The sequence below is a fragment of the Enterobacter sp. CCUG 70166 genome, assembly GCF_020224095.1.
Lineage (GTDB): Bacteria > Pseudomonadota > Gammaproteobacteria > Enterobacterales > Enterobacteriaceae > Enterobacter > Enterobacter intestinihominis.
On sequence record NZ_NRIQ01000045.1, the window covers coordinates 1 to 20,936 of the forward strand.

17 protein-coding genes and 1 pseudogene are annotated in these 20,936 nt (G+C 55.3%); 11 read left to right on the plus strand and 7 right to left on the minus strand.

The window, feature by feature from the left end; genetic code table 11:
- Positions 1-20: 20 nt before the first annotated feature.
- Positions 21-320: pseudogene (locus CKK19_RS19420) on the minus strand (response regulator); the annotation flags it as partial.
- Between the two features lie 175 nt (positions 321-495).
- On the opposite strand from CKK19_RS19420, the gene CKK19_RS19425 reads away from it, so the two are divergent.
- Positions 496-810 (plus strand): lipoprotein, encoded by a 315-nt coding sequence (locus tag CKK19_RS19425; protein WP_003862457.1) that lies wholly within the window; start codon positions 496-498, stop codon positions 808-810.
- A gap of 114 nt (positions 811-924) precedes the next feature.
- Positions 925-3,987 (plus strand): autotransporter outer membrane beta-barrel domain-containing protein, encoded by a 3,063-nt coding sequence (locus CKK19_RS19430; protein ID WP_063853954.1) that lies wholly within the window; start codon positions 925-927, stop codon positions 3,985-3,987.
- Positions 3,988-4,048: 61 nt separating this feature from the next.
- On the opposite strand, the gene CKK19_RS19435 is transcribed toward CKK19_RS19430, so the two are convergent.
- Entirely contained in the window at positions 4,049-4,576 is a 528-nt protein-coding gene (locus CKK19_RS19435; protein ID WP_045308383.1) for a helix-turn-helix transcriptional regulator, read from the minus strand.
- Positions 4,577-5,244: 668 nt separating this feature from the next.
- On the opposite strand from CKK19_RS19435, the gene pgaA reads away from it, so the two are divergent.
- From pgaA to pgaD, 4 genes are read left to right on the plus strand one after another with little or no spacing between them, the layout of a single operon-like run.
- Positions 5,245-7,683: a poly-beta-1,6 N-acetyl-D-glucosamine export porin PgaA gene (gene pgaA / locus CKK19_RS19440; protein ID WP_063853955.1), complete on the plus strand. Its 2,439-nt coding sequence runs from the start codon at positions 5,245-5,247 to the stop codon at positions 7,681-7,683.
- 8 nt (positions 7,684-7,691) lie between these two features.
- Entirely contained in the window at positions 7,692-9,629 is a 1,938-nt protein-coding gene (pgaB, locus tag CKK19_RS19445; protein WP_063853956.1) for a poly-beta-1,6-N-acetyl-D-glucosamine N-deacetylase PgaB, read from the plus strand.
- Positions 9,622-10,953: a poly-beta-1,6-N-acetyl-D-glucosamine synthase gene (pgaC, locus tag CKK19_RS19450; protein ID WP_022649386.1), complete on the plus strand. Its 1,332-nt coding sequence runs from the start codon at positions 9,622-9,624 to the stop codon at positions 10,951-10,953. The genes pgaB and pgaC overlap by 8 nt, the downstream gene beginning before the upstream one ends.
- The gene (gene pgaD, locus CKK19_RS19455) at positions 10,950-11,384 is read left to right on the plus strand and encodes a poly-beta-1,6-N-acetyl-D-glucosamine biosynthesis protein PgaD (protein ID WP_045623046.1); all 435 of its coding nucleotides are present in this window, start codon (positions 10,950-10,952) and stop codon (positions 11,382-11,384) included. The genes pgaC and pgaD overlap by 4 nt, the downstream gene beginning before the upstream one ends.
- Before the next feature lie 52 nt (positions 11,385-11,436).
- On the opposite strand, the gene gss is transcribed toward pgaD, so the two are convergent.
- Positions 11,437-13,299 carry a bifunctional glutathionylspermidine amidase/synthase gene (gene gss / locus CKK19_RS19460; RefSeq protein ID WP_063853957.1) on the minus strand — a complete coding sequence of 621 codons (1,863 nt, stop codon included), beginning with the start codon at positions 13,297-13,299 and terminating at the stop codon, positions 11,437-11,439.
- A 183-nt stretch (positions 13,300-13,482) separates the two neighbouring features.
- On the opposite strand from gss, the gene yghU reads away from it, so the two are divergent.
- Together yghU and fucR are read left to right on the plus strand one after the other, a co-directional pair.
- Complete coding sequence (gene yghU, locus CKK19_RS19465) at positions 13,483-14,349, plus strand: glutathione-dependent disulfide-bond oxidoreductase (protein WP_063853958.1); 867 nt, start codon at positions 13,483-13,485, stop codon at positions 14,347-14,349.
- A 76-nt stretch (positions 14,350-14,425) separates the two neighbouring features.
- A complete protein-coding gene (gene fucR, locus CKK19_RS19470) occupies positions 14,426-15,175 on the plus strand; it encodes an L-fucose operon activator (RefSeq protein WP_023298593.1) in 750 nt (249 codons plus the stop codon).
- Between the two features lie 2 nt (positions 15,176-15,177).
- Here the strand turns inward: fucR and CKK19_RS19475 are convergent, their stop codons facing one another.
- Positions 15,178-16,725: a methyl-accepting chemotaxis protein gene (locus CKK19_RS19475; RefSeq protein WP_063853959.1), complete on the minus strand. Its 1,548-nt coding sequence runs from the start codon at positions 16,723-16,725 to the stop codon at positions 15,178-15,180.
- A gap of 113 nt (positions 16,726-16,838) precedes the next feature.
- A complete protein-coding gene (gene yghX / locus CKK19_RS19480; protein ID WP_023306936.1) occupies positions 16,839-17,726 on the minus strand; it encodes a YghX family hydrolase in 888 nt (295 codons plus the stop codon).
- 82 nt (positions 17,727-17,808) lie between these two features.
- Between yghX and CKK19_RS19485 the strand changes: the two genes are divergently transcribed.
- The gene (locus tag CKK19_RS19485; protein WP_023306937.1) at positions 17,809-18,849 is read left to right on the plus strand and encodes an aldo/keto reductase; all 1,041 of its coding nucleotides are present in this window, start codon (positions 17,809-17,811) and stop codon (positions 18,847-18,849) included.
- A 109-nt stretch (positions 18,850-18,958) separates the two neighbouring features.
- On the opposite strand, the gene CKK19_RS19490 is transcribed toward CKK19_RS19485, so the two are convergent.
- Together CKK19_RS19490 and CKK19_RS19495 are read right to left on the minus strand one after the other, a co-directional pair.
- The gene (locus tag CKK19_RS19490; protein WP_006811956.1) at positions 18,959-19,447 is read right to left on the minus strand and encodes a TIGR00645 family protein; all 489 of its coding nucleotides are present in this window, start codon (positions 19,445-19,447) and stop codon (positions 18,959-18,961) included.
- 43 nt (positions 19,448-19,490) lie between these two features.
- Positions 19,491-19,994 carry an ESA_00282 family adhesion-associated protein gene (locus CKK19_RS19495; protein ID WP_023330186.1) on the minus strand — a complete coding sequence of 168 codons (504 nt, stop codon included), beginning with the start codon at positions 19,992-19,994 and terminating at the stop codon, positions 19,491-19,493.
- A gap of 102 nt (positions 19,995-20,096) precedes the next feature.
- On the opposite strand from CKK19_RS19495, the gene CKK19_RS19500 reads away from it, so the two are divergent.
- Together CKK19_RS19500 and CKK19_RS19505 are read left to right on the plus strand one after the other, a co-directional pair.
- Complete coding sequence (locus tag CKK19_RS19500; RefSeq protein ID WP_063853960.1) at positions 20,097-20,501, plus strand: hypothetical protein; 405 nt, start codon at positions 20,097-20,099, stop codon at positions 20,499-20,501.
- Positions 20,494-20,931: a hypothetical protein gene (locus tag CKK19_RS19505; protein WP_023298600.1), complete on the plus strand. Its 438-nt coding sequence runs from the start codon at positions 20,494-20,496 to the stop codon at positions 20,929-20,931. The genes CKK19_RS19500 and CKK19_RS19505 overlap by 8 nt, the downstream gene beginning before the upstream one ends.
- Positions 20,932-20,936 lie beyond the last annotated feature (5 nt).

Consider the following 20,936-nt stretch of genomic DNA (forward strand, 5'->3'; position numbering starts at 1 on the left):
ACTTTCGGGGTTCACTTCACCCCGGCGGCATTAACTTTGCGCCAGATATCATTATTGTCATCCCCGCTGACCACCAGGAGTCGTACCTGTGGGTAAAGTTGTTTTACTTCTTTGAGTAATTTCAGGGCCGTTCCGGAAGAGAGCCAAAAATCGATTACCAGCAAACGTGGCGGGCCATGATCCCTAATTTGGCGGTAGCAATCATCCTCATTCGTCACCACACACGCCTGTTTAAACTGGCAATGTGTAATCAGAAAATTGGCGATGCCGCTTGCTACCAATGGATGGTCATCAACGACTAACGCATAATTCTGTCCCAAAGGAGCCTCCTTTTACCTTCGCATATCTTAGAGTACAGATGAATTATTATCTACCCACCCTACTTTAGGAGGGTTTTTTCGATTAGGAAAGAGAAATATATTATTCGCTGATTTGGGTAAAAGAAAACATAAATACAATCAGTGAAATTAACTGGTTGGATATCAAGGATAATTTATGAAAAAACCACTAATCGTTTTAACCGTTACGTTGATGCTAGCCGGTTGTTCCACGTTGAAAACCGATCAGGCTATTCCACTCCTGCAAGCGGAGACCGCTAAAATGCTGGGACTGGGCTCATCGGATGAAATAACCGTGACCAACGTTAATGGCGCCCAGCCGGACGCACTGGGAGGACAAAAACTGTCTTATCGCGCCACGACAGAAAAAGGGCGTATTTTCGATTGTTCATCAATGATGATGCCGGGGATTTTAGGATCCGCACCGACGCTAAGCGCGCCAACCTGTACACCTGTTGTCACACATAAATAATTAACGCCGCATCAAAAGGCGTACATAAATAACGCCTTTTACATTTTCTGACGTATCTGAGTTTTCATAAAAACGATTTTCCAGACATCACGCTAATGAGTACGGAGATAGCCCGTGAATAACTCTACATCGCATGCTTTAGCGGTTAAGACGCCGCTTTCCAGACTTTACCTCGCTCTATTTTCCGCGCCGCTGTTACTGTTTTTACCTGCCGATATCGCGCGTGCAGCCGATGCCTTTTTTGATGGCGACTCGCGTATTACCGAAACGCTGGGTTACACCGGAGATGTTTATGTTGGACGTAATCAACGCGGAAACCTGCTGATCGATAATGGCAAAATCACCGCCTATAACATCAATATCGGTCGGCTGTTCGACGGCAAAATTTATGAAAGCGTGGTCACGGTCCGTGGGCCAGACGCTGAGCTTAACGCGGTGAACGATCGGTACGTCCTGCGCGGCGACCTGAATCTTGGCCTCGGCACCCTGCGAGTCGAAGAGGGCGCGCTGGCGAGCGCAAAGGAGATCGTTGTCGGCACCACCCGCGGCTACGACAGCCACCTTATCGCCACGGGTGCCGGCTCTCGCGTGACCAGTAATTTTCTGAGCGTAGGCACCGATCTGGGCGCACGCTCCACGCTGGCAATTGAGGACGGCGCGGCGCTCAATACCGCCTACGATGCGCGCATCGGGAATGGTACCGGGCCGGGTGAAACCGACACGCTGAGCCCGAAAGCCACCGTCACGGGGAGTGGCTCACAGTGGAACGTTGGCCGTACGTTGACGCTTAATGGCGACCTGGACGTACTGGACGGCGGAGCGGTTAACGTTGGCGGCGTGCAGGTGGCAGGCGTCTCCGGCGCAGGGAAAACCGCCGAGCTGGTTATTGCGGGCAAGGACTCGCGCTTTACCAGCGGCAGCAGCGTGAGCGTGGGCGATTACGGCAATGGCGTGCTGTCTGTGATTGACGGCGGTTCATTTTCCGCTGGCAGCAATGCGCTGATCGTGGGGACATCGGGTTCCGGCTCGAACCGGGGTGCGCTCATCATCGGCAGCCGCGGCAATATGGACACCGGCACGGGTTTAACTGAGCCAACGCCTGGCACGGCGGGCGGCGCAGGTACCCTCGATGCGAAGACGGCAATCAGCCTGCGTGGCGGACTGTTCGGCAGCTATGTCTACTTCAACCATACCGACGGAAATTACAGCTTCAGCAACACGATGAGCGGTGAAGGTGATGTGATCAACACCTCCGGGCAAACGACGCTGAACGGCGATCTTTCCGCACTCAAGGCGAACGTAACCGCGCGGGGCGGTAAAGTTATCATTGCCAGCAATATTAATACCCAGCCAGAAGACGATATTTTTGATGTTCAGACGCTTAGCGCCGAGAACGGCGGTACGCTGATCCTCAACGCGACGGCGGGTTCAGACGTCAGCGACGGGGTGGGTTACAGCAGCGCCGCGTCAATCAAGTCCGGCGGCACGCTGGGCGGCAACGGCACGCTGGGCCAGACCGAGATCCTGTCTGGCGGGCATATCTCGCCTGGCGACGGCAATATCGGTACGTTGACGCTGAAACGCTATCTGAACTTTATCGGCGAATCCTTCTATGACGTGGATATCGCGGGCGATGGCAGCAGCGACCAGCTACTGGTATCGGGCAAAACCACCATCAGCGATCGGGCTAAGGTACAGGTCACCGCGCTGGATCCGCAAACCAGCTATAAAACGGGCCAAAGCTACCGCATTTTGACCTCCGACGGGGGAATTGACGGTGAGTTCGCCGGAGCGATTTCCAAATCCGCCTTCCTGGACGTGGCGCTTGAGCAAAGCACCAACGCCGTCGATCTGACCATCGCGCAGAAAGAGACCGGAGGTGAAAATCCTGGGGGCGAGAACCCGGGCGGTGAGAATCCCGGAGGCGAGAACCCGGGCGGTGAAAACCCCGGTGGCGAAAACCCCGGTGGCGAAAATCCTGGCGGTGAAAACCCCGGAGGTGAAAACCCGGGCGGTGAGAATCCTGGCGGTGAAAACCCGGGCAGCGGCAAGCCGGGCATTTTCCAGACCGTGGCCCAAAGCAGCAACCAGTGGAATACCGCTGGCGCGCTCTCCACGCTGACGCAAAGCGGCCCGTCGCTGGCGCTGTATAACTCGCTGTTGCTGCTGAGCGCGCCGGAAGCGCGCGAGGCGTTCAACCAGCTGTCTGGTGAAGTTTATCCATCAATGCAGTCCAACCTGATCGCTGGCAGCACGCAGGTGTTTAACGTGTTAAACCAGCGTATGCAGCGCGCGTTTGATAACGACAGCCTGCCGATCCCACCGTTAGCCATGTCGCTGGTGCAGCAGCCGGAGCCGCAAAACAATGGCGTCTGGGGCCAGACCTTCAGCTCCTGGAGCCGAAACAGCGGCGACGGAAACGTGGGCAAGCTGGACGGCAACACCACCGGCTTCCTGCTGGGGGCAGATCGCAAGTTGGCGGATCATAACGTGCGTGTCGGCGGCTACTTCGGCTACAGCCGGGGTGATTACGACGTCGACAGCCGTCGCTCCTCAACGGATACCGACAACTATCACCTTGGCCTGTATGCGGCGGGTCAACAGGATGCGTTCTCCCTTCGCGGCGCGCTGGGTTACACCTGGCACAAGATCGAGGGCGAGCGCAATGTTGATTTCAGCGGCTTCTCGGATCGGCTGAAGTCAGATTACGACGCTAACTCGCTGCTGGCGTTTACCGAAGCGGGCTACCGTTTCGGCCAGCCAGACAGGAATATTGAGCCGTTCGTCAATTTATCGTACATCCGGCTGCATACCGACAGCTTCAGGGAAGACGGCGGTGCCGCTGCGCTGAGCGTCCGTAACGCAACGATGAACACCTTCTATTCCACACTCGGGGTGCGCGGTGTGACCGAGCTGCCGAAGAACGTTAACCTCTACGGTTCGCTGGGATGGCAGCACGCATATGGCGATAAAAATACCTCTTCGCGCATGGCGTTTGCGGGCAGCGACGCGTTCATTACTCAGGGGCAAGCCGTGGATGAGGACGTAATGGTGGGTGATATCGGCGTGAGCGTACAGCTGTCGCGTGCTGCGACGCTGGATGTGGGTTATCAGGGACAATATGGTGCGGATACCCGCGTCAACTCTGTTAACGCCAATCTGCGCTGGTCGTTCTGAATTATTTCCATTAAAAGAACCCGCCCTCGTGGCGGGTTTGTGCTTTTGGCTTCTGACGAAGCTAGGGATCGTTCCCAGCCGCGTCCAGCAGTTTGTTTTTGAAGATAAACAAACACGCCTCGTTGAAGTTCCCTGCCCCTAACCGCTCCGATAGCGCCGTTCGCTTGCGATAGAGGCTTTTAACCGACATATTCAGCTTATCTGCAATCTCTTCCATTGACCTCCCTGCCTTCAGCAACCGGAGCATTATCGCTTCATGTCTACTCAGCCGTAAGTTAAGCAGCCATTTGGTTGTCAGACGCCAGCCTTTCATATCAAGCACCAGATTGAATAACGACGCCATATCCGGAGGCGTAAGCGACGTGTTCATAAACAGCTTCATACTGTGCAGATCCTCCTCTCGAGGGCGCATATCCAGCATAACGCAGCAGATGGTTTTTCTCGTTCTGGCCGGATGGCGTATCAGGTAATCATATAAACGGAGCGGCGTACGGCTATCAATCAGTACAGTATATTCATTTGCGTCGGTATCAAATATGTTTCTGTCTATCGAACAGAGGCAAATTATATCCGGGAAAAATAGCCGCATCCCCCTGACAAGGAAACAATCCTGAGTCACTAACACTATTGAAGTCGCCACTAATCATCCCTTTTAGATTAAAGCAAGCCCGCCTCTTAAGAAACAAGGACGCTTTCGTTTATAGCGCTTTACATTAACGGCAAATGTTTTCTGGCTTTGATCATCCCTCAATATGACATTGGTGAGCTAGACTTTTTGTAGACTATCACTCAATGCCTGGCGTTAATTATAAATAAAAAAGAATTTCAGAAAAGTCACTTCTCTGAACATTAAGAATTTTTGTCATGAAACTTCCCAAACATGCACCGGAAAGTACTTTAATTAACTCAGCAGAACTTCATTTCAAATATAAAAAAACTGCAAGCAGCAAAAGAAAAAACATTTAATATCAATTAGTTAAAAAGAACAATCCTGCACTGAATTATCAAAAAAACTTACTTCTTCCAGAATTATCTCAAAACCTCCCAGCCGCTTTTCAACTTATTTATCCCCCAACACATCGGGTGTACATTAAGCCCAATCAGACCACTGAGATGAGGGCGCATAATTACCTTTAAGTAAGTACCCCATAACGTAGCATCATTCAGATTTAATGTTCTCCTTTATGCCCTTTAACGCAGAGTTAAAAGGCGGTCGTGTTATGCAATGGATTCACGATAAACAAATGGCAAATAGATATGGAAAGATCGCTTAGCTTCACTACGTTATTCTTTTATCGCACCACAATATTATTGTTCCTGCTTTTACTCTTTCCTGTTCTGGTTCAGGCTGATGAATCCGTTTATGAGCATCAGATACAACAGGCACGTAACGGTAATTATGCTCTGTTTCTTGATTACCTACAGCGCTATGAGCAACAGCATGCTTTAACACCTGGACAGGTTGCGGACTGGTTACAGGTAGCCTCCTGGGCAGGACGCGATGATGAGGTTATTCGAGTCTGGCAGCGTTATGGTATTTATATGCCGCTTCCCGCTCGCGCCATCGCTGCTGTCGCCCAGTCCAGAAGAAACCAAAAAGCCTGGCCATCCGCCTTATCGCTGTGGAAAGAGGCGCTCAGCCTTGCGCCGGATAACGACGATTACCGCATCGGCTATGTTAAGACCCTGGCCGATGCCCGCAGAGATCGCCTCGCGCTTTCGGAAGCCCGGCAGCTGGTTAAGGACAATCCTTCTCCCGCGCACCTTGAGACGCTCTCCTATGTCTGGATGCGCCAGGGAAAAAACGCGGACCGGCTGCTGGCGGACATGCGCGCTCTAAACGCCGCACCAGGGAATAACGCCCTTCTTCGCGAGACGATCGATGCATTAACGGATAACCGGGTAAGCACACCCGCACTCTGGCTGTCGCAAAGCGCAGCGATGTCCCCCGCGGAGCGTCGCCGCCTTGAGCGTAACGCCGCGGCTGAAAAGGTACGCCTGGCGGATGTGCCTGGCAGAACGGAGAAAGAGCGGCTGCGGCTGGCACAAAACGCAATAGATCGCTATCACGTCCTGCTTTCCCGCTGGCAAAACGAACCGCAGGCGGCTGAAGACATCATCCTTGCCCGTATCGATCGGCTTGGCGCGCTGTATGCGCAGGGTGATTACCGGCAGGTTATTAGCGAATATGAGGCGCTGACGACCGCACAGCATCCGGTGCCGGACTGGGCCATCGGCTGGGTGATCTCTGCATATTTGCAGGAGAAAAACACCGTCGCCGCCTTCTCGCTTGTACAACGCTTTCCACACTACGCCTCCGATCCGCAGGATGAGGAGCATGCGCTTTTCTACGCCTGGCTGGATACGGGGCAGTATCAAACCGCCCGCCGCTACGTTGAGCGCGAGACCCGCAGCGTTCCCTGGACCCGCTACGATTTCGGATCCCCGACCGCTCAGCCGAACGATCGGTGGCTCACCGGACAGTCACTCAAACTTAACTATTTGCTGGCGACCAATGCCCTGTCGGAAGCCGAAAAGCTGTCGTATCGTCTGGCGTCAACGGCGCCGGGAAATCAGGGATTACACATTGATTATGCCGCCCTGCTTCAGGCCAGGGGCCTGCCGCGCGCGGCCGAGCAAAAGCTTAAACGAGCAGAGGCGCTCGAACCCACGAATCTGGAGCTTGAAAAACAGCAGGCTTACGTCGCAATGGACCTTCAGGAGTGGCGCCAGATGGATTTACTGGCTGATGACGTAATTGCTCGCGCCCCCGCCGATCGCAGCGCCCGCCGCCTGGACAGGCTCAGAGCGGTCCACCATATGTCAGAGCTGCGTCTGAACGCGGGTAAAGGATTGCACTCAGATAACCCCGTCAGCGGTAGCCACGACATGAGCTGGGACGCCACGCTCTATGGCCCACCCGTGGCGGATAACTGGCGGCTGTTTGCCGGCGCCCGCTATGCACAGGGGAATTTCGACGAAGGTAAAGGCATCAGCCGCCACCTGTTGGGCGGCGTTGAGTGGCGCCCACGTGACCTCACGCTCGAAGCCGAGCTCTCCAGCAACCGCTATCACGGCACAAACAGGCCGGGTGCACGGCTCTCAACAACCTACAGCCTGAGTGATAACTGGCAGGTCAGCGGTAGCCTCGAGCGCTTATCACGCGCGACACCCTTACGGGCATTACGCAATGGGATCAGCGCCAACCGGGGTGAAGGTGGGGTGCGCTGGTATAAAAACGAGCGACGTGAATACCAGTTCAACGCCGCCGTCAGCCGCTTCTCAGACCACAACCGCCGTCAGGAATACACCCTCTCTGGGAAAGAGCGTCTCTGGCAGACCCCGACCCTGACGCTGGATCTCGAACCGGAGATCGCCGCCAGTAAAAACAGCCTGCGGAATACGCTCTATTACAACCCGGCACGGGATCTGTCCGTGACGGCAGCCCTGTCCGTTGACCATGAGATGTACCGCCACTACGACACCCTCTGGAGCCAGCTGTTCGTGGCAGGCGGCGGCAGCTACTGGCAGAAAAATCAGTCGCCTGGCGCCATTACCCTGCTGGGTTACGGGCAACGCATTCAGTGGAACAACGTTGTCGATACTGGCGTGATGCTGAACTGGGATAAACGCCCTTACGACGGCAAACGCGAGAGCAATCTCTCCGTCACGTTAGATGCGACTTTACGCTTTTAAGGATGAATATGCTGAATACACGTTTTTCTGTAAGCCTGATCGTCATCGGCTGGCTCTGCCTCAGTGCGAGTCTCTGCGCGCAGCCGCTCTCCTTTATGGCTCCTGAAAAGAGGCCGCAGCTGGAGGCCAGCAAACCCTGGCCGGAGAATCAGTTTCTGGTCCTGGCCTACCACGACGTCGAAGATGATGCTGCCGATCAGCGCTACCTCTCCGTTCGCACCAGCGCGTTAAACGAGCAGATAAGCTGGCTTTTGCACAACGGCTATCACGCCATCAGCGTGCAGGACATTGTGGATGCGCATGAAGGAAAAAAAGCGCTGCCGCCGAAAGCCGTTTTGCTCAGCTTCGACGACGGCTACAGCAGTTTTTACACCCGGGTCTGGCCCCTGCTTCAGGCCTGGAACGTTCCTGCGCTGTGGGCGCCGGTGGGCAGCTGGGTGGATACGCCGGCAAATCAAAAAGTTAACTTCGGCGGTCTGATGACGCCCCGCGATCGGTTCGCGACATGGGACATGGTGCGCGAGTTAAGCCGCTCCCCGCTGGTTGAAATCGGCTCGCATACCTGGGCCTCGCATTACGGCATCCCGGCCAACCCGCAGGGAAGCCGTGAACCCGCTATCGCCAACCGTTTTTTCGATAACGCGACGGGGCATTACGAAACCGATGAACACTTCAACCAGCGGATCGCCGCAGACGTACGGAAAGTCACCGAAAAAATCACCCAGGTGACGGGAAAAGCGCCGCGTGCCTGGGTGTGGCCCTATGGGGCTGCCAACGGTACATCGCTCGCTATCGCCCAGAAACAGGGCTATCAGCTGGCCTTTACCCTGGAGGACGGGCTGGCAAACGTGCGCGACCTCGGCAACATCCCGCGCCTGCTGATTGCCGGAAATCCGTCGATAAAAACCTTTGCCAACACGGTTAGCCGCGTTCAGGAGTTTGACCCGGTGCGCGTCATGCATGTTGATCTCGATTATGTCTACGATCCCGATCCGGCCCAGCAGACGAAAAACATCAACAAACTCGTCCAGCGGGTCTACGACATGAAAATCAGCCATGTGTTTCTCCAGGCGTTTTCGGATCCGCGGGGCGACGGCAGGATCGGCGCGCTCTATTTCCCCAACCGTCGTCTTCCGGTCCGGGCCGATCTTTTTAATTTTGTCGCCTGGCAGCTACAAACCCGCGCGGGAGTGAAAGTCTTTGCGTGGATGCCGGTCCTCTCTTTCGATCTCAGTCCAGCCCTGCCGCGCGTGCAGCGCCGGGATCGTCAAACGGGAGAGTTGACCGTGGCCGCCGAGCCCTACATCCGGCTCTCCCCCTGGAGTCCACAGGTTCGCCAACAGGTGACGGAGATCTATGAAGATCTGGCCCGCTATGCCAGCTTCAACGGGATCTTGTTCCATGACGACGCGGTGCTGACGGACGTTGATGATGCCGGACAGGAGACGACCCGGCAGAAGAGCCAGCAGCTTATCGGCTTTACCCGCACCCTGAGCCAGGCGGTGAAAAACATCCGTGGCCCGCAGATCAAAACCGCGCGCAATATGTTCGCCCTCCCCATTCTGCAGCCCGAAAGCGAAGCGTGGTTTGCGCAAAATCTGGATGATTTTCTGTCGGCCTACGACTGGACGGTGCCGATGGCAATGCCACTGATGGAGTCCGTCCCGGCAGAAGAGAGCAATGCCTGGCTGACGCGTTTAGTCAACGCCGTCGCCGCACGCCCCGGCGCGCTGAATAAAACGATTTTTGAGCTACAGGCCAGGGACTGGGCGCAGAAACCGCAGCGTGCCGTAGCCGATGAACGTCTGGTGGAGTGGATGCAGGTGCTCCAGCTGAACGGCATCAAAAATTACGGTTATTACCCCGACGACTTCCTCAACAACCAACCTGATATTTCGCGTATCAGGCCTGAATTTTCTTCGTATTGGTATCCTGACAATGACTGATCGCATTATCGCCTTCTCTATTTTGTGTCTGGTATTCGGGTTGCCGTTAGGCGTAGCCGCGCTGTTTACCGGCGAACTGATTCTGGACTTTGTCTTTTTCTGGCCGCTGTTTATGTCCGTGCTCTGGGTAACCGGCGGCCTCTATTTCTGGTTTCAGCTTGAACGGCACTGGTCGTGGGATAACGCAACACCCGCGCCCGCCTTAGCCGGTGAACCGTTAATCTCGATTCTTATTCCCTGCTTTAATGAGGAACGCAACGCACGGGAGACCATTAGCGCCGCGCTGGGTCAGCGGTACTGGAATGTTGAGGTTATCGCCATCAACGACGGCTCTTCGGACAATACCGCGCAGGTGCTGCATCAACTGGCGCAGGAGCAGCCGCGCCTGCGGGTGATTAATCTCGCGGAGAATCAGGGGAAAGCCGTGGCGCTCAAGGCTGGTGCGGCGGCGGCCCGGGGCGATCTGCTGGTCTGCATTGACGGCGACGCCCTGCTCGATCGCGATACGGCCGCGTATCTGGTGGCACCGCTGATTCAGTATCCCCACGTTGGGGCCGTCACCGGAAATCCGCGTATTCGCACGCGCTCAACGCTGATTGGTCGTATTCAGGTGGGCGAGTTTTCTTCCATTATTGGTCTTATCAAGCGAACGCAGCGGATCTATGGCCGGGTCTTTACGGTCTCCGGCGTCATCGCCGCCTTTCGCCGACAGGCGCTGGCGGATGTCGGGTACTGGAGCCCGGATATGATCACAGAGGACATTGACATAAGCTGGAAGCTTCAGCTGCGCCACTGGGATATCTTTTTCGAGCCGCGGGCGCTGTGCTGGATCCTGATGCCGGAGACGCTCAAGGGGCTGTGGAAACAGCGTCTGCGCTGGGCTCAGGGCGGTGCAGAGGTGTTTCTGGTTAACCTGCGCAAAATGGCCCGCTGGGAGCATCATCGGATGTGGCCCCTGTTTCTCGAGTACGCGCTGTCAACGCTGTGGGCGTTTGCCTATGGAGCGACCGTGGTGTTGTTCATTCTTAGCCATATTATCCCTCTTCCCGCGAACCTGGCCGTTGCGAGTCTGTTTCCCCCGGCGTTTACCGGGCTGCTGCTGGGGGTGATGTGCCTGCTGCAATTCCTCGTCAGTTTGTATATCGAGCGGCGCTACGAGCGGAAAGTGGCAGGCTCGCTGTTCTGGGTGATTTGGTTCCCGATGGTGTACTGGATGATTGGCCTGTTTACCACCCTCGTGGCATTTCCGAAAGTCATGCTTAAACGTAAACGCGCCCGCGCGCGCTGGATCAGTCCGGACCGGGGAAAAGGGAGCATTCAATGAACGAGAATACGTTAATTTTGACTGAACATCGGCTGGCACCGCGTCTTTTCGATGCCGCATTAACGCTGATAGCCTGGGGAGGATTCCTGTTTTTCCTGTATGCCAGGCTGTGGATGCAGTTAACCGAGGCGAGCGATCACCGCTGGAGCATGATTATCGCCTCCTTTAATACAGTGCTGGTTTATCTGCTGATTGCCGCGTTCAACGGCTGGCTGCTGATCCTGTGGTATCAGTACAATCGCCGCCGCGCGCATGTGAGGCGGCGTCATCCGCAAATGTTGCGCCATGACGAGCTTGCCCAAAGTTTTAACGTCACGCCGCAAATTATGTCCGAGATGAGCCAGTACAACCTGCTGACGGTCTATCATGACCAGATCGGCCGCATCATTGATCTGAAGATCAGCGAGCAGCAGGTCGAGGAAGAAGAGTAATAAAAAGCCCCCGCAGCATACCCTGCGGGGGCTTTTTTATAACAGGGAGACGTTATTTATCCTTCACCACAATCAGCGGTTCAATATCGCTCTCTTTCTTCACCACCAGCGAGTCATCCCCACGCAGACAGGTTCCGCCATAGTTTCCGCCCACGGTAAAGGTGCAGACCTGTATGTATCTGCCGTCAACCTTTGGCAGGCACCATAGCTGCTGGTAGATATTTTTGCGGTCAACAAACTTGCCGCTGGACTGGTCCAGCAGTTGATCCTGGGCGCCGATCAGATCGATATTGCTCCCGCAGCGTCCGGCTATCGGTTTAACGGCATAGCCTGTCCGTTTCAGCAGCGCATTCACCTCAAAATCGGTATCCAGCAGGTAACGGTGGTTCGGGAACAGCTGCCACAGCACCGGCAGGATCGCCTTGTTACCTGGGATCACCGTCCACAGCGGTTCAAAGACCAGCACTTCCGGGCGCAGCAGGACGTCAATCAGGCGCACTTCACCCTCCGGGTGACCGGTACGGATGGGCACGGCGGCGTACTCGGTTTCGCTCACCTCGCGGATCTGCTCGATCGCCGTTTCCCACGCCCAGGTTTTCCATACGCAGTTGACGTGACGGCCTTCATCATCAATCAGTTGCCCGGCAGCATCCCAGCTCAGCGCGCCCAGTCCATGCAGGATTTTGGTTTCAAACCCGGCCTGGATCAGCGAGCGCTGAATAAAGAGCGCGTGGTAATCCTCTTCGATATCGTTGTCCTGCATGATATGGACGAACGGCCGCGCGTGGCTGTGCTTCCAGGCGCCGGTCAGCTCCTCCAGCAAGCCTTCCGCCGGATTGTGGCCGGTGCCGCGATAGCCGTTTTTCACCCACTCTTCAAGAATCAGCCCGCCCTCGGTATGGCAGGAGGCGGAATCCGCGTTGTACTCGTAAACCTTAATGCCGCGCTCATCCATGCAGAAATCCATACGACCGGTGATCATATGGTGACGACGCCACTGCCACGAGAGGCGCAGACGCGGCCAGAGAATTTTCGGGATGTCGAAAAGCGCGAGTAAGCTGTCGTCTTTCAGCACCTTGTCGGTGGCATGAAGGTACATCAGGTGCAGTTCGTTGGTGGCTTTGATCAGCTCCTGCTCGGCACTTTCGGTAATGGTGAAGTACTGGCAGGGATCGTTGTTAATAACGTGGCCGTTCGCGCGAACGTACGCCTGTTGCAGGGCGTCGTTTTCATTGAGCCATTTTCCGTCGAACTGACGGTTGTTCTTCAACCGCGCGCCGCTGATTTTCAGCAGCTCACCGTCGATCTCCGGCTGAGGAATACTGTGTTCCGTCTCCTCCGTCTGGATCATCCAGCCGAGGATCTCGGTATCGCTGAACGTATCATGAAGCGTATAGCAACCGTTCTCAACGCTCAGACGCAGCTCGCGCGTCCACTGCTGCCCCATCGGCAGCGGAGAGTGAATAACGTTCTGCTCGGCAATGCGCACTCTGTCGTCCAGCAACTGGGTGATGACGGCGACGTGGCCGGTCTCTTGAAACTCACCGCCCTTTTGCCAGATGAGCAGCGCACCGGCCTGCGGCGCGCGTTTTGAGCCATTAGCAAAGGCCTGTAGCGGCAGGATGTTGTCATTCACCACCTGGCGTAAAAAACGCAGGGAGAAGATCTCCCACGCCATCCCGACATCGGTAAAGACAAACCCGTGGTTGAGAAACAGGAAACGGCGCGCAAACTCAACGCACTGCCATTTATGGCCCATGTATTCGTTGCCGATATAGCTGCGGAATTCCGCGTCTTCCGGGTAGTGACGCGGATCGAGACTGCCGTAATTTGAAGAGTAAATCGCCACGCCACCCGGCGCATAACCTAATAACGTCCCGAAGGGTGCGTCACTGCTTAACGTTCCTTTACGCATGTGTCCAACCTAAAACAGGCAGGCGGCAATTTTTTTGTGGGGTTGTCGTCGTCTGCACGTTGTAATTAACTGACAGAGGTGGCGTTATCATACACCCGCCCTGCCCATTACGCTCGCATCGTTAAACGGTTCCCCTATCTCCTGCTACACTGCCTCAACACAACACCAAAAAGGCAGGCCAACATGTCAGATAACACCTATCAGCCACCGAAAGTGTGGGAATGGAAACAGAATAACGGCGGCGCGTTCGCCAATATCAACCGTCCCGTCTCGGGCGCTACGCACGAGAAAGAGCTGCCTGTGGGCGAGCACCCGCTCCAGCTGTACTCTCTGGGTACGCCGAATGGACAGAAAGTTACCATCATGCTGGAAGAGCTGCTGGCGCTGGGCGTGACGGGCGCGGAATACGACGCATGGTTAATCCGCATCGGTGAGGGCGATCAGTTCTCCAGCGGTTTTGTCGACGTGAACCCGAACTCGAAGATCCCGGCACTGCGTGACCACTCCACCACCCCGCCGACGCGCGTCTTTGAATCCGGCAATATCCTGCTCTATCTGGCCGAGAAATTTGGTCACTTCCTGCCAAAAGATCCGGCAGGACGAACGGAAACCCTGAACTGGCTGTTCTGGTTACAGGGCGCGGCCCCGTTCCTCGGCGGCGGTTTTGGCCACTTCTATAACTACGCGCCGGTGAAGATTGAGTACGCTATCGATCGCTTCACCATGGAAGCTAAACGCCTGTTCGACGTGCTGGACAAGCAGCTGGGGCGCGGTCGTTATGTAGCGGATGAGGAATATACCATCGCCGATATGGCGATCTGGCCGTGGTTTGGCTGCGTGGCGCTGGGCAGCGTCTACAACGCCGCCGAATTCCTCGACGCCGGGAAGTACACCAACGTGCAGCGCTGGGCAAAAGATGTGGCGAATCGCCCGGCCGTTAAACGCGGGCGCATTGTTAACCGCACCAACGGCGAGCTGAACGAGCAGCTGCATGAGCGCCATTCAGCGAGCGACTTCGATACCCAGACGGAAGATAAACGTCAGGATTGACCCATGACCGGGCGGTTCGCCGCCCCTCTTCTGCGATGAGAAAAATGAGTCAGCACGCGTGAGCAAGGATCCTCGAATGTCAGACCAGACGCTAAAAGCGACCCGACAGCAGAGCATCATCACCCTGCTGAGTAAAAGTGACTGGCTGACCACCGATGCCCTTGCTGAAAAGCTCTCCGTCAGCAAAGAGACGATCCGCCGGGATCTGAAGTCGTTACAGCAGCAGGGGAAACTTCTGCGCCAGCACGGGCGTGCGCGTCTGATTCACCCGGACAGCCGCGACAGCGGTGAACCCTTTGGCGCACGCCTGAAAAGCCATTATGCCGACAAAGCCGATATTGCCCGACACGCGCTGGGCTGGATCAGCGAAGGGATGACCATCGCCCTCGACGCCAGCTCGACCTGCTTTCATCTGGCGCGCCAGCTTCCGGATATCGAACTCACCGTGTTTACCAATAGCCTGCCTGTCTGCCACGAGATGGCGAAGCGCGAGCGGATCACGCTTATCTGCTCCGGCGGAACGCTTGAGCGTAAGTATCGCTGCTATGTTAATCCGGCGCTGGTGACGCAGCTTAAAGGGCTGGAGATCGATCTGTTTATCTTCTCGTGTGAAGGGGTTGATGAGCATGGCGTCCTTTGGGATCCGTCCGAGCACAACGCGGGCTTTAAGGCGCTGCTGTTAAACCGGGCCAGCCAGTCGCTGCTGCTGATCGACAAAAGTAAATTTATGCGGGCAAGCGAAGTGAAAATCGGTCAGCTGTCGCAGGTGACACAGATTATTCAGAGCGATAAATGTCAGGCCGCCAGAGACGGCCTGACGCGATGATGTTACGCGGAGAGACGGAACTTCTGCACTGAGCGCTGGAGTTCTTCGGTCTGCCGTTCCAGTGCGGCCGCAGCGGCGGAAACCTGCTCCACCAGCGAGGCATTCTGCTGGGTCACGCCGTCCATCTGCGTGATGGCTACGCCGACCTGAGAAATACCTTTGCTCTGCTCCTCTGACGCGGTGGCGATCTGCTTCATAATGACGGTCACCTCCGTCACGTCGCGCAGGATAGCTTCCATCGTCGTGCCGGTATCGTTCACCAGCTGCGCCCCCTGCTCCACGCGGGCAACGGAATCCGCAATCAGCCCTTCGATCTCTTTTGCCGCATTCGCGCTGCGGCTGGCCAGATTACGCACCTCACCCGCCACGACCGCAAAACCGCGCCCCTGCTCCCCGGCCCGAGCCGCTTCCACCGCGGCGTTCAGCGCCAGAATATTGGTCTGGAAGGCGATGCTGTTGATAACGGTAGTGATTTCAGCAATTTTCTTCGAGCTGTCCGAAATGCCGCTCATGGTCGTGACCACATCGTCTACCAGCGACCCGCCGCGGCTGGCCGTACTGGAGGCGACATCCGCAAGCTGGCTGGCCTGGCGCGCGCTTTCGGCGTTCAGCTTCACCGTTGCGGTAAGCTGTTCCATGCTGGCCGCGGTCTCTTCCAGCGCAGCGGCCTGCTCTTCGGTACGCGAAGAGAGATCGTTATTCCCGCTGGAGATCTCCGTTGCCCCGCGCCAGATATTCTCGCTGCCGGAACGAATCGTGCTGACCGCCTCCCGCAGGCTGTCCTGCATGGCGCTTAGCAGCGGAACCAGTTGCCCCACGCAGTTGCGGCCAATGGGCTCAATCGGCTGGCTGAGATCGCCCTGCGCAATCTGGCGGAACTGCTGACGGATACGCTCCAGCGGTTTTACCAGCAGCGCCACCAGGTAGCGGTCGGTGAACAGCAGGATCAGCAGACCCACGATCGTGGCGGTGATAATCACCGTCCGGGTCATGCTGGTCAGGCTGTCGACCACAATGCGCGTACTGTCGAGCGCCTTCACCGCAGAATTGTTAAAGTTCTCAACCGCGGCGCCAAACGCGCGGCTTAGCGGCGGCGTAACGTTGTTGGCATGCTGACGATAGCCTTCGAGCGTCGCCTGCTTTGCCTGCACCATCTGAGGCGTAACGCCCCGATCGAGCAGCGCCTGCCAGGTGGAAATCACCTGCGCAGAGACCTTTTCATCCATCGGGCCCGGGGAGATAGCTTTCATCTCTGCCAGCTTTTTACTCATGTTATCCAGCGCCTGCTGAGCAGGAGCCAGGTCCGGCGTGCCGCCCGCTGCTTTAGCTTCCATCGCCCGGCTCAGGCGGGTGACGAAACGGAAATACTGATCGTTGCCCTGGCTCAGCACCGTCATTTGCCTGACCAGCTGGCGGTCAACGTCATTACCATCAGAAACACGAGACAGAGACCAGGTGCTATAAAGCCCCACGCCTGCCCACATGACACAAAAGATCCCCAGTACCGTCAGCATGACGAAACGGATGGTGAAATTACGAAGCATCTTCATTGAGTATTCCTTGCCGTGAGGGTGAATTCGCCCAGAGGCGAGTACTACCCTCGTTATCGGCAGGGACAGGGGAAAAGATAACCCTTTGTGATGATTTATTTAAGCAGGGCTTATCATTCCAGATATTTTTTAAACCAGCTTAACGTTCTCGACCAGGCCAGCTCGGCTGCGGGCTGGTCATAGCGTGGGGTAGAATCGTTGTGAAATCCATGGTTTACGCCGGGGTAGATATACGCTTCATAAACCTTATTATTTGATTTCAGCGCGGCTTCATAGGCAGGCCAGCCCTCGTTAATATTTTTGTCCAGCTCGGCATAATGAAGCAGGAGCGGCGCGCTAATTTTTGGCACATCCTCCACCCGCGGCTGACGACCATAGAAGGGCACCGCGCAGTCGAGTTCCGGATACGCTACGGCGGCGGCATTCGATACGCCGCCGCCGTAGCAAAAACCGGTAATCCCCACCTTCCCGGTGGCTTCCGGATGATTTTTCATAAACTCTATGGCGGCAAAAAAGTCGTTCATCAGCCTTGTCGGGTCGACCTTCTGCTGCAAAACCTTTCCTTCGTCGTCGTTGCCGGGGTATCCCCCCACCGAGCTCAGGCCGTCGGGAGCCAGCGCGATATACCCCGCTTTCGCCACGCGTCGTGCCACGTCTTCAATATACGGATTCAGCCCCCGGTTCTCATGCACGACCACTACTGCGGGCGTTTTCGCGGTGGCTTTGGCCGGCTTCACCAGGTAACCGCGCACTTCGCCGTGACCATTGGGCGAGGGATAAGTGATGTATTCCGGAAGAATATCGGGATCGGTGAATTTAACCTGCTCCGCGAGGGCGTAGTTGGGTTTAAGCATATTAAACAGCATCAGCGCCGTTACGCCGCCTGCGGCATAGCGCGCCGCGAGATTCAGAAATTCGCGTTTGCTGATTTTACCGTGGGCGTAATAGTCATAGTAATCAAGCAGCTCTTGCGGAAAATCTTTGGCAGTCAGGCGCGTCATCGCTTATCTCCATGATTTATGATTTGATAAGCTTAGAATAAAAACGCTGTTTCGAAAATTCACCGATAAGAAAGGAGACATCATGTCCTGGCACCCTTACACCGGCCGATACGAAAACATGCAGTACCGATACTGCGGCAAAAGCGGCCTGCGCTTACCGGCGCTGTCGCTGGGTCTGTGGCACAGCTTTGGCCACGTTCAGGCGCTCGATTCCCAGCGCGCGCTGCTGCGTAAGGCCTTCGATCTCGGCATTACCCATTTTGACCTTGCCAACAACTACGGCCCCCCTCCAGGCAGCGCTGAAGAAAATTTTGGCCGCCTGCTGCGAGAAGATTTTGCCGGGTATCGCGACGAGCTGATCATCTCCACCAAAGCGGGCTACGACATGTGGCCAGGACCGTATGGTTCGGGTGGTTCACGTAAGTATCTGCTCGCCAGCCTCGACCAGAGCCTGAAACGCATGGGCGTGGAGTATGTGGATATTTTCTATTCTCACCGCGTAGACGAAAACACGCCGATGGAAGAGACCGCCGCCGCGTTGGCACACGCGGTGCAGAGCGGAAAAGCGCTGTACGTCGGCATTTCGTCCTACTCCACGGAACGCACGACGGCGATGGCCGAATTGCTGCGCGAGTGGAAGATCCCGCTTTTGATCCACCAGCCGTCTTACAACCTGCTTAACCGCTGGGTCGACAAGACTGGTCTGCTGGACGCGCTGGAGAAAAACGGAACGGGCTGTATCGCCTTTACCCCGCTGGCGCAGGGCCTGCTGACCGGAAAATACCTGAACGGTATTCCGGACGGTTCACGTATGCAGCGCGAAGGGAAAAAAGTGCGCGGCCTGACGGAGAAAATGCTGACCGAAGCCAACCTGAGCAGCCTTCGTCTGCTGAACGAGATGGCGCATGCGCGCGGGCAGACGATGGCGCAGATGGCGCTAAGCTGGCTGTTGAAAGATACACGTGTAACGTCAGTGCTGATTGGCGCGAGCCGCCCGGAGCAACTGGAAGAGAACGTTCAGGCGCTGAATAACCTGTGCTTTACCGAAGATGAACTGACGCGGATTGACCAGCACGTGGCGGATGGTGAGCTGAATTTGTGGCAGGCGTCGTCGGATAAATAGTGCGGTCCGATGCTTTCGCCCCTCACCCTAACCCTCTCCCCAGAGGGGAGAGGGAACTTGAACACCCTCTCCCCTCTGGGGAGAGGGCAGGGTGAGGGGCGCTGTAAATTTATTTCTTACTGATCTTATCCAGATATCCCATTACAAACGCCGACAGTACAAACGTCAGGTGGATAATCACATACCACATCAGCTTATTATCCGGGACGTTTTTAGCATCCATAAAGACACGTAACAGGTGAATAGACGAAATCGCCACAATCGACGCCGCGACTTTATTTTTCAGCGATGAGGCGTCCATTTTCCCCAGCCAGTTGAGCTTTTCTTTGTGCTCGGCGATATCAAGCTGAGAGACGAAATTCTCATACCCGGAGAACATCACCATCACCAGTAATCCTCCTACCAGCGTCATATCCACCAGCGACAGCAGAACCAGAATCAAATCGGCTTCTGCCACGGAGAAAATGTTTGGCAGGACGTGGAATATCTCCTGGAAGAACTTGATCGTCAGTGCGACCAGCGCCAGAGAGAGACCAAAATAGACGGGTGCGAGCAGCCAGCGAGAGGCATACATTGCGTTTTCAAAGAAGCGTTCCATAAAATCCTGTCTGCAAACGAAACCAGCGCTCAGTATATCTCAACTATACCTCGTTGGGATCCACATCCGGACGCGCATACTCCGGCCAGACCAGTGCGACCAGTTCCGGGTAGGCTTCCAGGCTAAACTCGCGAAAACACTGGCGCAGATTTAATACGTCTAAATCGGAATACGACACCTTCTCGCCATTCAGACAGCGCTTTTTGATATTGTCGTAATATTTATAGACCGCCGAATTAAGGTCGCTACAGCGGCGCTGCGCGTCGAACAGGCCGGGCGTATCATTAATTTCGGCCATTTTCATTCGCTTAATTGTCGCATGGAGGAAATCGATATATTCGTGATTCACCCGCCAGTACCAGACTGGCGTCACAGCGTTCATCAAGACGGAGAAATGATCTTCCCCCTCCTCTTTGGACATCAATTCAGGCTGCGATGGTTCACTGGCGTCATTTGACACTTTCGTTTTATTGAACTCTTGCATCAATAAAAGCACGCCAGCGGTCAGTAATAGTAACGTTACGACCGTGAAGAAAATGCTGTTCATGGGTAGGCTCCATTTTTTTTGATTTTAAAATTGCCTCATGATATTGTCAACGAATCTCACCCTTTTTCCAACCCCACCCTTTTGAAATTAAAGGAAATTAAAATGCTGCCCGACAATCTTGTCCCGGCAAAGTACCACATTACGCCTGTGGAACAGCCTTCGACGGAAGCAGATAAAGAGGCGAATTTCACTCAAGGAAAAAGAAAACTCTCCGACTATGAAGCCGATATATTAATTGGTGTTTCACGCACCGGCAAATCCCGTAATATGGTGCTGGAAGAGTACGATCGCCATTTAAAAGAACGATTATTTCGTGCCATCAAGATTGAAGCCTTAGTTCATCTGCTAAATGATTTACAGGCCGAAGGGGAAATAGATGCCCAGGCTCTAAGTCAAATAATGGCCGAGAAAACACAGCAAATAAATGAAGCTGGCAATGAAATTTGGCTTAACTTAATTACGCGTGAAAAAAGCAATCCCATTTTTTATAACCTGGGGGATGATTAACGTGAATGATGATAGCGGTAATAACGTTTATTTGACTTTAGATGATAAGAAAAGCGATGAATTTATCTTAAAGCAGAATCTCGACGCCCTGAAAAAGATAAAAAATGACGAGATGACGCGAATAACGCAGGACTTGGTTTCGATTCCGGCCACGCTGGTGCGCCTGAAATGGCAGAACCGTCGGGAAATTTATGCCTTGCAGGCCAAAGAGGAGATTTACGGCGCGGTGATGAACGCCATTATTGAGCTGCGCCCTGAGCTTAAAGAGAAGATCCTTGGGCGACTGGAGACGAACTATCAGTACCTGCTGGCACGCGAGACAGCCACCCTGCGCCTGACCCGTAAACTCTCGGAAGGCAACTATCGCACATCAAACGTCACCTGCGTGGCGCTCGATGAAGAGGCGTCAACAACATCTTCTAACTGCTGACAACG